A 12,120-nucleotide genomic window follows, 5' to 3' on the forward strand; every position below is an offset into this window, starting at 1 on the left:
CTAAACTACTTTTGCAGCGCCTAAAACTTCCTGAACTATTTTTGCTTCAAAAAAAGGATATTTTACGCCTTTGATCTCTTCATAATATTGATGGCCCTTCCCTGCTATTAAAATTAGATCGTTTGCGTGCGCAACTAAGCAAGCTGTTTTAATGGCCATTGCTCTATCTATGATATGCAGTACCTTTGGCAGGTCTGTTTCAGATACACCTTGTTGCATCGCATGTATAATTTGTTGTGGATCTTCTTCTCTTGGATTATCACTGGTAAATATAGCGATATCACTATTTTGAGATAAAATCTTTCCAACCATCGCCCGTTTTCCTTGGTCACGGTTGCCTCCACACCCCATAATGGCAATAAGCCTGCTGCCAGCAGGACGGATGGCATGCAAGGTATCCATTACTTTTTGAAGGGCATCTGGCGTATGGGCATAGTCTATGATAACTTGTTGTGATTTTCCATGGTGCACCCGATTCATTCTTCCTAAAATAGGGGGAATGGCTGAAAGTGCGACCAAACTTTCTTGCCCATTTAACCCTAATAACTGAGCGGTACCATAAGCAGCCAAGAGATTACTGGCATTGAATGCACCCAGTAGTTGAAACCATATCAACTGATGGTCTAGGGCTAATTCTAACCCATGCAAACTATTGGTCACTATTTTTGCTCTAAAATCAGCAACGTCTTGAAGTGAAAAAGTAAATTTTTTAGCTTTAGAATTCTGAAGCAGTATCCGACTGTGTTTGTCTTGCTGGTTCATAAGGGCAAAAGCAGTAGGAGGCAAATGGTCAAATAGTTTTTTTTTAGCCTGAATATATTGGGAAAAGTTAAGGTGATAGTCCAAATGTTCATGGGTAATATTGGTAAATATAGCACCTGTAAAATGGAGGCCTGCCAACCTTTCTTGCACTATGGCATGTGAACTGGCTTCCATAAAACAATATTGGCAACCCGACGCGACCATAAAATGTAAGAATGACTGTAATTGCAAAGGATCTGGTGTGGTATGGCTAGCGGGATAGGTTTGGTCTAAAACCTTATTGTATATGGTAGAAAACATACCAGCTTTATAGCCCATTTTGCAGACCATATGATATAGTAAGTGTACAATAGTGGTTTTACCATTTGTACCAGTCACTGTTACTAGTTTTAGTTTTTTACTGGGCTGTCCGTAAAAATTAGCAGCCATAATCCCCAGTGCTTTAGCGGTAGAATAGACCACTATATAGGTTACATTTTCGTGAATGGACTCAGGCAGCGATTCGCATACAATAACGCTACTACCTGCTGCTATGGCCATTGATATATAGCTATGTCCATCCAATTGGCTGCCATTTATGGCAATAAAACAAGAACGGCGTACTGCTTTACGGCTATCAAAACAAATACTTTCTACAGATAGGTCGGTTGAACCGCACATTTTTTTTACAGAAATGCCTACTAAAAGCTGTTGAAGATGGTGCATCATTACTTTAATAAAATAGTAATATGGTTATCGATTACTTTAGATTGTTTGGATACTGCACCATGTATATTGCCCACTACTGTAACTTTAAGACCATGTTCTTCTAACAAAAAAAGTGCATCACGTAGCTTCATATGCAATACATAGGGTACTTCTTTTGGAGAGGGGTTGTGGCATGGTTGAAAGGTTACGCCTGTAGGACTGATCTGCATGGTGCCCCAATTTGGGGCTAGATCATCTATAGGTTTAGGTAGAGGGAGGTGTAAACATTGGTATAAAAAACGGAGTTCATGGGTATTACCTACATTAGAAAGTAAGGTTGGATAGGGTCCTACAGACCCATTAATGGGTTTTCTTGCCTGCAAATCTTTCCCAGCTATTCTATCCACAATATCTTTAAATATAGGCGCAGGTACTTCTGAACCAAAGCGGAAGGTTGCACCTTGCGGATCATCTACTACAATAATGCAACTGTAATAGGGACGATCTGCTGGAAAATAACCAGCAAATGAGGTGAGGTGGTGGTCCGTGTACCTTCTATTCACCAATTTTTGAGCAGTACCCGTCTTACCAGCTATTTTATAAAATCCATGCTTAATGCGTTGTGCAAGCCCCTTTTCTACGGTTCCTTCTAACATAACTTTTAGTTTATGCAACGTTTCATCTGAACAGATCTTTTCTTTTAAGACTGTAGTTGGAAAACTTTTGATGATGCCATGGGATGATTGTACATGTTGCACGAACATAGGTTTGACCATTTTACCATTATTGGCTACTGCGTTATACAGTACCAACATCTGAAGTGGGGTTACCTGTAAGTTGTAACCAATAGAAAGCCATGGAAGTGCTACGCCACTCCACATTTTGCTTTTAGGGGTAACCATATAGGGTTTCCCTTCTCCAACTAGTTCAATCCCCAATGGTTGGTGGATACCCAACTGCTCCATATAATGGATAAATTTTTGAGGGGCTGCACCAAACGTTTCATGAATGGCCATAGAGATACCCACATTAGATGATTTTTCAAATACCTCTTGCAAAGTAAGCAATCCATATCCTCCTTTTTTAACATCTTTCATCCATCTGTTATAAAATCGTATCATGCCTTGGCCAGTATCTATTGGCTTGGTAAGCGGCCATCTTGTTTCCTCTAACAAAGCCAACATAGATGCCAACTTAAAAATTGAACCCGGTTCTACGCTACCTTGATGGCCTATGGCATAGTTATAGGCTTCTATATATTTTCCAGATTCTGTACGAGACAAATTAGCCATTGCTTTAATAGCCCCAGTAGCAACCTCCATTACAATTGCGCAACCATTTTGCGCATCTGTTTGCTCAAGAACGGTTAACAAACTGCTTTGGGCTACATCTTGTAAATTGATATCTAGCGTAGTGACCAAATCACATCCATGTATAGGGGGTATCACGGTACCTTCCGGAACTTTTTTCCAATTGCCACCTACCACTTTCTGGTAAAATGTTTTTTCATCTACCCCTTTCTTACCACCCACTACTTTTTGATACAGTGCTTTGCCATCTACTCCTTTTAATGCTTGGTTAAAGGAATATTCTAGACCATACCCATGTGCTTCCCTGTGCATGCCAATGGTACGCCTGGCCAATTCCTTAAAGGGATTGTACCGTTCGTATTGCGCTTCAAAAATGACCCCTCCCTTAAACCTACCCTGATTAAAAATAGGCCAACGGCTCATCATCTTCTTTTCTTCATAGGTGATGCATCTTTGATCCAAGAGTAGGTACCTCCGTTTTCTGGCACGGGCATCTATAATTAACTTTTTATAATAATCAGACGGATAGGTTTTATAAAAATCAGACAATGCTTGGCTAAGTGGATCTATTCCTGTTTTAAAACAGAGATCTGAAGCCAGAACAGGATCTAAAGCAACTCTGTAAAAGGGAAGAGAAGTGGCCAATAAAGCGCCATCATCGGCATAAATATTACCTCTGGTGGCTAGAATAGGTCTATATTCTAATTGTGCCACTTTGGCAAGATGGCGCCACTTATCTGCTTCTATAAACTGTAAATGGACTATCTTCCATATAACGACCCCGAAAAAAAATACAACAGAAAGAAAGACTATTCTGGCACGCAATAAAATTGCCTTAGTATGCGTCACTTTTTTTATTGGCTTTAATGGTATAAGGAGGGGTTTTACTTTCATAAATAGCCAATCGTGCAACCTTTCTAGCTACTTCAGATTGTTTGCTATCAAACATATAACTAGATTGTAGCCGCATATGTTTGACACGAAGCCCATCTACCATAGGCTGGAGCTGATGGATTTTATGCAAAATTTTTTCATGGTAATGCGCATTCCAAATATAAAGCAACCCTAAAAAGAAAAGGTACAACAGACGAAATACATAGTAAGGGGTATCTAAAGAGATACCTTTTAAACCCAACTTTTTCTCCAATCGACCAAATAAAGTGAATCTTTTAATAGGTTTATAACTATTTTCCTTCATTTCTACCACTAGAAGCCATAATTTTTTTAAAAACTTACTTTTTTATCACCGCTAATACAAAAAATTAGTTGGCATAGGAACTCAATTAAAATTTTGATGGGATTATTAGGATTATTTAGACAAATTTTGATATTTCCTCCTAATATAATCTTTGTAGGGTTGAGTAGATATAGGATGACCGGTAACACGTTGCATACTTTCCGGAGCATTATACATTCTACCAAACTGATGAATATGGTTATGTAACCAATCTTTCATAAATGCAATTGATCCTTTCGCTACTTTTACATCCCAGTCTGGAAAAGATTGAACAAACGCAGCAAAGTATTGAACCGCATAAATATTACCCAATGCATAGGTGGGAAAATAACCAAAATGACCTGAAGACCAATGAATATCTTGTAAACATCCTTCCGCATCATTTTTAGGTGTAATGCCCAAAAGCGTTTGCATCTTCACATTCCACATCTCTGGTACATCTGACACATCCATAGTCCCCTCTATCAATGCTTTTTCTAACTCAAACCTAAGGATAATATGCAACGGATAGGTTACTTCATCCGCATAAATACGAATAAAAGAAGCTTGCACATGGTTGATGTGCTGGTAAAAATTGGCAAGTGATAGCCCATTAAAATGGGGAAAATGTTTTTGAAAGATAGGGTACATATAAGACCAAAAAGGAAGAGACTGACCCACCATCACTTCCCACCACCTGGATTGACTTTCATGCACCCCCATCGAAATAGCTTGACCATAAGGTGTAGCCCAGTCTTCTTTAGAAAGGCCCAATTCATAAAGTGCATGGCCACCCTCGTGTAAAACAGCAAAAATATTCTGCAACAACCCACCCTCTAGGTTTGTAGTTATCTTTACATCAGAAGGATGTATGCCGGAGCAAAAAGGATGTGCAGAACAATCTAATCTGCTATTTTCACCACTAATGCCCATGGTCTTTAAGAGCAAATGGTTGAATCGCATTTGTGCTTCTTGTGGAAAAGAATGGTCAAAATATACCTTATAAGGACTATCTTTACCATTGGTATTTTTTACGATACCAGATAAAAAAGAAGATATGTCCGCAAAAAGGGTGGATAAAGTAGAGGCGGTTACACCAGGTTCATACAAATCAATTAATGCATCATAGGGACTATCTACATAGCCCAGTAGATTGGCCTTTTCTCGATTAAGATCCACCACCTTCTGCAACCAAGGACGAAATAAGGAAAAATCAGAAGTTGCCCTAGCCTTTTTCCATACTTCTGTTGCGGTAGCAGTTGTAGTATAGTATGCCTGAACAAAAGATTGTGGCAGCTTAGTGGTCCGCTTAAAATCCTTACACCACTGCTTGAGATTGGATACTGCTATTTTAGATAAGCCTTCTAACTTAATTTCTTCTGTTTCTATATCAATCATTTCTGCCAAGGCATCTCGGTATTTACTACTGGTTGCCTCCCCATGCGCTAAGCTGGCAACATAAGCAAGTTGCTTGGCACGTATATCAACCGAACCAGCGGGCATATAGGTTTGCTGATCCCATGATAAAAGTCCTTTTATCTGACGAAGCAACTGAATATGGCTAAACCTTTCTACAAAGCTTTTGTATAGTAACATGATCTTTTCATTAAAAATTAAGCTAGAACGAATGGTATTTGCTCAATCCTTTATTATTTACAAAAGCACTTTTATCCTACTCTATTCCAATCTCCACCTGAGGCCAGTAATCTAGTATATTCCTTATGAATTACCAAATGATCAGGCTGCTGAAAATTTGGGTCTTGTTGAATAATATCTTTAGCAATCCCACGTGCTACTTCTAAAATACCAGCGTCCTTAGACAAATCGGCTATTTTTAAATTTAGTAGGCCACTTTGTTGCACCCCCATTAGATCTCCTGGGCCACGGAGTTTGAGGTCCAACTCAGCTATTTCAAATCCATTATTGGTTTTAACCATTACTTCCATTCGTTTTTTTCCTATTTTATTTAAACGATAATCGGTCATCAATATACAATAAGATTGCCCACTACCACGCCCTACTCTGCCACGTAGCTGATGCAATTGGGACAATCCAAATCGCTCTGCGCTTTCAATAAGGATTACTGTAGCATTGGGTACATTAATGCCGACCTCTATAACCGTTGTCGCTACTAGAATACGTGTTTCATTCTTTTCAAAACGCTTCATTTCTATTTCTTTGGCAGAACCGTCCATCTTTCCATGTATTATGCCAATAGGCGTACCTGGAAAAGCCTTAGAAACAGAAGTATAACCATCCATCAGGTTGTGGTAATCCAATACAGCAGAAGCTTCTACAAGAGGGTAAACAATATATACCTGTCTACCTAATAGAAGTTGCTCTTTTATAAGTTGAAAAACTTTTAACCGAAAGTTTTCATAGTAGTGTTGCGTCTTAATAGGTTTCCTCCCTGAAGGCAATTCATAAATAGTGGAAAGATCCAAATCACCATAAAAGGTCATGGCCAAAGTCCTTGGAATAGGCGTAGCTGTCATAATCAGTATATGCGGCGCATAAACTTGATTTTTAATTAAAAGGCCAGCACGTTGTGCGACACCAAAACGGTGTTGTTCATCTATTATAAAAAAGCCCAGTTCATTAAAAACAACTGCATCACTAAGTAACGCATGGGTACCTACCACAATAGGAAGTAAACCTACCTTCAGCCGGTATAAAGTATGTTCTCTTTCTTTTTTTTTGGTACTTCCTGTCAGTAAGGCAATATTCAAATTTAAATGTTGCGCAAAAACACGAAAACGTTCAAAATGCTGATGAGCTAAGATCTCAGTAGGCGCCATAACCGCCACCTGTACTTTGCTGCTCACCACCATTAACATGGCCAAAAAAGCAACTATCGTTTTGCCGCTTCCCACATCACCCTGTAAAAGTCTGTTCATCTGCTTTCCAGAACGTATGTCGCGATAAATCTCCTTAATGGCCTGCTTTTGGCCATCGGTCAAATGAAAGGGTAAATGGTGGTGGTAAAACGCGTTGAACAGTGACAAGTCATTAAAAACTTTACCATTTTGTTTGGTAGAATAAATCTGTTTTTGCTTGAGCAACTTTAATTGAATATAGAATAATTCCTCAAACTTAAGCCGCCTTCGCGCCTGTCTTAGCACCGATTCGTCATTAGGGAAATGAATATTTTGAAAGGCTTCTTTTAAAGAAAATAGTTGATAGCGTCTTAATAAATAGTTCGGTAAGGTTTCTTCTATCGTTGTACAGAGCTGGCCCAACAGCTTTTTTTGCAAACACGCAATTCCCTTTGTATCTAGCTGATGCCGCTTTAGTTTTTTCTGTAGCATGATACAAAGGCAATAAGTTATCTTTTTTTTTTGATAAGCCTCTATAAAACAAACTTCTGGATGCATTATTTGTATGGGACCTTGTGGTAGAAAAATAGGTTTACCCCAGATACGGTACAATACATTTGGTCTAATTTTTTTTATAATCCAAGAAAAGTTATGGAACCACACCAATTGTAGTTGTCCAGTTTGGTCTTTAAACTGTGCCACCAGTTTCTTTTTTCCTTTATCAATCTTTTCCAATTTGGTAACGTATCCCTGCAGTTGTACACTGGAAGTAGTAGGCGTTAAGGATATAATTGTAACAAGACGGCTTCTATCTTCGTATCGAAATGGATAGTGTTTTAAAAGATCTTCATAGGTATGTATATTCAGTTCATCTTTAAGGAGACGGGCTTTATCTAGTCCTGTAAGTAGTCGGCCCTGAAATATTTTTTTTGAATAAATTTATTGAATGGATCTTTTTTTACAATATTTATGGTTTAGCAGGCGCTCTATTTTTCCTACCCAAGATATAGGTATAACTGGTTTTGGATTAAGAATTTTAATTATATAGGTTTTAATTTATGTGATTGTGAGTGTGTTAAGAATAACTTTCTTGTAATCAGTCGTAGGTTATGAGCAATAGCACATAAAATAACGTTAAGTTTATCTCCTAGAATACCTTTCAAATAGTTAACAGATAATTTACCATCGGATTTCATATGACCAATATGCGGTTCAATAGAAGATCTTCTTTTTATAGCTTTTTTTAGTAGCAGGCGTTATTCCCCTTTTAGAACCACTTATAAATATATTACATTCACTAACAGGTATATTATTACCCCGGTACGGCTTTATCTACAAAAGACATACTTTACTTTGGTTACCAGATAATTGCTCGGCTTGTAATAAACTACTTCTGCAAAGTATGGCCATCGTAAGCATTAGGATGTATTGCTTCTGTTGAAACAATTAAACCTTTTTTAATTGCGTTACTGTAAATTGTACCTTGCAACCAAACTACATAAGGATGTTTAGACTTACCTTTACTTACACAGTAGACGGATGGTTCATGGATGCTATAAATTTTATCTTTACTTTTTTTTGTATTGGTTTATAAGTTTTTTACTTATAGATAGTAGATTGGTAAATTGATTCCGTATTAGATCATCAGAGGATTGTATAGAACGTTCTACATCTCTGACTACTCTACCAAGATAGGTTTTTAATGTTTTAATGCCTTTAGATAAACGTTTATACTGTTTAGCATGAGCATAGCAATCAACTTTACGTTTGATAGATAGACCTAAACGCTGATAAGTTTGACGCAGTTTAATACCTGTTTTCTTGGCTATACTGACCAATTTTTCTCTGGATTTATTAAGCAAAGAAGAGTCAGTTGGGTAACGGATATTTTTCTCCATTACAGTAGTATCAGCTATAACTTTTTCAAGTTCTTTTCGGGTCACTACTTTTTTTTTAGCGCTAAGTCTATAGTCATAGATAAAATCTTAATTGAGACCTTCTTGACCTAATCTATGGCGCCAACGGGTCAATGAACTGGGGTTACAAGGCATCTTAAACTGAAAATAATCATATCCACAAAAGTATTGCCAATAAGGGTTTTCTACCCATCTAACCACTACTTGTTCATCAGAAATATTATACATATGACTGATAATGAGAAGACCTATAATTAAACGAATAGGCAAAGGAGGTTGACCAGGTCCATAGCTAAAACCGCGGTCTAAATCTGATGCTAAGGAGTGAAAAGGAATCGAATCAGATAACTGGAATAATGGATGTTTCGGGTTGAGAAAACTAGATAAGCGTTGCTCAAACAAACGCTCAAGGCTATTATTTATTTTCTTAGATTTCATCCTTATTTTGCAAGCTTTTTATACAAAACAACCTAAAAACTGGTTATTAACCATATATAAATTTAACCATTTATTTGCTGATTAACAAATAATTATATGGTATTTCAGGGCCGACTAAGTAAAGTTATATCTCTTGAGAAAAAATTATCCATGGGTACCCCTATTTTCTAGATTGTCTTAATCGATTAAACCATTATACTGCTATTCAGCGCACAGTAGCACCTACCCCTTACACTTTCATATTTATCCCCATCCACCCCAGGAGCATTATAAATAATTTGATTTAAAAAAAGAATATAAGTCTTTACTATCTAGTGGATATGTGGAGAACATATCTTAAAAGGAAGATTGTGTATAATTTTTTATTAAAACGATCGACTTATCCACTTTCTATTTGGTCTTAAGACGGATCTGTGCGTTTACTCTAGGTGGTAACTTGAAAAGTTTTTAAAATCAATGTCAATAACTCAATTTTTATCAATTGGCATATGTTCCGTATTTAGTATATAATTAATTGGATACCAAGTAAATAGATCTATTTTAGACACTATATTAAAATATAAATCCATTATAAACAACTTTTTATGTTTGTTTTACCTAAGCTTTGGCTTATATACTTTTGTATTGATAGCGTGATTCTCGAATTAAAAAGTATTTTTAAAATACTGATTATCAAACTTTTATTTCTTTAATCAATAAATAAGTATAAATGCATTTTACTATATTTTTTATAATAAAGTTATTAATACAAAAAGTTTAGCTAATTCATAATTAACGTTGATAATCAATTTATAAAGTTTAACATAGAAACTATTTTTTATGTATCTCTTGTGACTTTTGTGACTTAAAAAATAAATATATGATATGATTATAAACGTATTTAAAAATATTTTCCTATAAAATTACGATTATAAATTCGTTAAAAAGATATTTTATGATTTCAAGTCTACTTGACCGGTACGCGAGGGGGACTATGAATAAAAAGTGCATAACTTTTTTCTTAATAGTTTTAGTTATATCAAGTGTATAACTATTGATGGTCTTATTTTTATATGATTTGTCTTGCTTAAGTAATTCATAAGAAGATCAATATGTTAAATTTTTGTGTAAAAACTTTAAAAAATATCATAAAGAATCTAAAATATCCATTTATTTTATTATCCCATTTTGAGGATTTGGGAAAAAAGGGTTTTCCTTGTCCCTATATAAAACTGTATAACGTGAGTTTCGGATTAGACTTATTGTAAACCAGTTGTATATATATTAGCTATAGCCGGTTTTTTCTCTTTTAGTGAATAAGCTGTAATACCAGCTATTAAATTGACAATAAAATTAGGTATACTTCTATGCCTGGAGTGTTCTATCTGACTAATATTTTTAAGCTGATCGATAATGGTTTCAATGATAGATCTCTTTCGAAGCATTAGCCTATCCCAGATAGGCATGAAAGCATTTTTCATATTTTTTCTGATTTGAGTAATCAGTTCTATGCCTTTTCCCATAAGTTTTTCAAATAATTCTTTACTCAAGTAGCCTTTATCAGCAAATACTTTTCCGATCAAATTTTTACATAAGTTTTCTACTGGCCATCTATCATTGGACTTACCTGTAGTAAGAGAAAAATTCATAATTTCTCCTAAATCATTGACAATCAAGTTTAATTTGATTCCGTAAAACCATCCAGTAGTAGTTTTACCTTTACTAGCAATTGTCTTAAATACTTTATGAGCATAAGCTCTTTTTATATTACAAACCTTTATAGCGGTTGAATCCATAAAATAACAGCCTGTTCTCGTTTTAGAAAGACTTAAAGAAAAAAAGTAAAATGGAACTACTGTTCTTTGAACTAGGGATATAAATCTACTATAGCTTACTAACTTGCAAAAGTCATTAGAATGAAATTGTTGTAAATGAATATAATACAACTTAAAATTTCTAAAGCCAATTACATGAAAAGCAATTAATATTGTCATTATTTCGCTCAAAGTCAGTGAACATGTTCTAGTAGGTTTTCTATCTGAAGTAGGTAACAAATGTGATTCCATATAAGGCATAAATTTTATAAGAAATTCATCAACAGCGTAATATATTTCAACTAATTTTGATACATTCATATCCGGCTCCTTTGGTTTTTATGATTATTTTTCAATCCCACAAATTTAAAACACAAAGGAGCTTTTTATACTCTTTTCTTAATTTCTAATCCAAAACTGACGTGTATATGTTTAAACTCAATTTCAGATGTCTGTTATTCTTCTAACACTTTTTCTAATACACAAATGCATGCTGCATGTTTATGCTTTCTGGCTAAATCAAGCGATGTACTAATTATTTTATTTTTTCATTGAGGAGCATTCCTATTCTTTTCCAATAAAAGCTTAATCATTTCCACATGATCCTTTAATGCTGTCCAACGAAGTGGGGTAACTCACATTCCGCACCAGAAAATATTTGCTTATTTAATTATTTTCTATTGATTAATAATGTGAGACCGTTGCAATAGGTTTTTAGATTTTAGTATAAAAAAGTAATTGTTAATTTTATTAAAAGTTTAACTTGTAATTATTGTTTAGGTTTTGTAATAAAAATTTTATGATATTATTATGTCAATCAAAGTGAGCGGTCAGTTAAGTTTATCAGATATATCAGCTAGTCGTCGTAAATGCAAGCATACTTTTTTGATCAAATCAATAATCTGATTAACTGGTCATTAGTAGAAAAAGAACTGCGTATTTATTATCCTAAAGGTTTACGTTTATCAGGCAAGCCTGCTTATAGTCCCCTTCTTTTGTTTAAAATGCTATTGCTTGAGCAGTGGTATGGGTTGAGCGATTACCAAGTCGAAGAGGAAGTAAATGATCGTATTACTTTTAGCAGGTTTTGTGGTATATCGATGGATAATTCCGTACCAGATCATAGTGTATTAAGCAGATTTAGGACTGCTCTTACAGAAAAGAAAGCTTTAGATAGATTAG

Annotated in this window: 7 protein-coding genes and 1 pseudogene; 1 reads left to right on the top strand and 7 read right to left on the bottom strand. The window is 35.4% G+C overall.

Going from position 1 to position 12,120, the window contains the following annotated elements:
• From CHV_RS04220 to CHV_RS04250, 7 genes and pseudogenes are all read right to left on the bottom strand, one after another.
• Positions 1–1,470 carry a UDP-N-acetylmuramoyl-L-alanyl-D-glutamate--2,6-diaminopimelate ligase gene (locus CHV_RS04220; protein ID WP_320408512.1) on the bottom strand — a complete coding sequence of 490 codons (1,470 nt, stop codon included), beginning with the start codon at positions 1,468–1,470 and terminating at the stop codon, positions 1–3.
• Positions 1,470–3,653, bottom strand: a complete 2,184-nt coding sequence (locus CHV_RS04225; protein ID WP_051602247.1) for a penicillin-binding transpeptidase domain-containing protein — start codon at positions 3,651–3,653, stop codon at positions 1,470–1,472. The genes CHV_RS04220 and CHV_RS04225 overlap by 1 nt, the downstream gene beginning before the upstream one ends.
• Positions 3,595–3,957 (bottom strand): FtsL-like putative cell division protein, encoded by a 363-nt coding sequence (locus tag CHV_RS04230; protein WP_034577579.1) that lies wholly within the window; start codon positions 3,955–3,957, stop codon positions 3,595–3,597. Before CHV_RS04230 ends, CHV_RS04225 begins: the two co-directional genes overlap by 59 nt.
• A 111-nt stretch (positions 3,958–4,068) precedes the next feature.
• Positions 4,069–5,571 (bottom strand): carboxypeptidase M32, encoded by a 1,503-nt coding sequence (locus tag CHV_RS04235; RefSeq protein WP_034577581.1) that lies wholly within the window; start codon positions 5,569–5,571, stop codon positions 4,069–4,071.
• A 71-nt stretch (positions 5,572–5,642) separates the two neighbouring features.
• Complete coding sequence (gene recG, locus CHV_RS04240; protein WP_034577583.1) at positions 5,643–7,730, bottom strand: ATP-dependent DNA helicase RecG; 2,088 nt, start codon at positions 7,728–7,730, stop codon at positions 5,643–5,645.
• Positions 7,731–9,145: pseudogene (locus tag CHV_RS05430) on the bottom strand (IS5 family transposase).
• 1,238 nt (positions 9,146–10,383) lie between these two features.
• A complete protein-coding gene (locus CHV_RS04250; RefSeq protein ID WP_034577584.1) occupies positions 10,384–11,259 on the bottom strand; it encodes an IS982-like element ISCca4 family transposase in 876 nt (291 codons plus the stop codon).
• 548 nt (positions 11,260–11,807) lie between these two features.
• Here CHV_RS04250 and CHV_RS04255 point away from each other — a divergent pair.
• Positions 11,808–12,120: transposase (locus CHV_RS04255; protein ID WP_191321629.1), on the top strand; the 313-nt coding region annotated here is incomplete at its 3' end.

The sequence above is a fragment of the Cardinium endosymbiont cBtQ1 of Bemisia tabaci genome, from assembly GCF_000689375.1.
GTDB lineage: Bacteria > Bacteroidota > Bacteroidia > Cytophagales > Amoebophilaceae > Cardinium.

Bases quoted from the DNA above. Each gene is read 5' to 3' on its own strand.
- CHV_RS04220 (WP_320408512.1), bottom strand. From the start codon at position 1,470: ATGATGCACCATCTTCAACAGCTTTTAGTAGGCATTTCTGTAAAAAAA.
- CHV_RS04225 (WP_051602247.1), bottom strand. From the start codon at position 3,653: ATGAAAGTAAAACCCCTCCTTATACCATTAAAGCCAATAAAAAAAGTG.
- CHV_RS04230 (WP_034577579.1), bottom strand. From the start codon at position 3,957: ATGAAGGAAAATAGTTATAAACCTATTAAAAGATTCACTTTATTTGGT.
- CHV_RS04235 (WP_034577581.1), bottom strand. From the start codon at position 5,571: ATGTTACTATACAAAAGCTTTGTAGAAAGGTTTAGCCATATTCAGTTG.
- CHV_RS04250 (WP_034577584.1), bottom strand. From the start codon at position 11,259: ATGAATGTATCAAAATTAGTTGAAATATATTACGCTGTTGATGAATTT.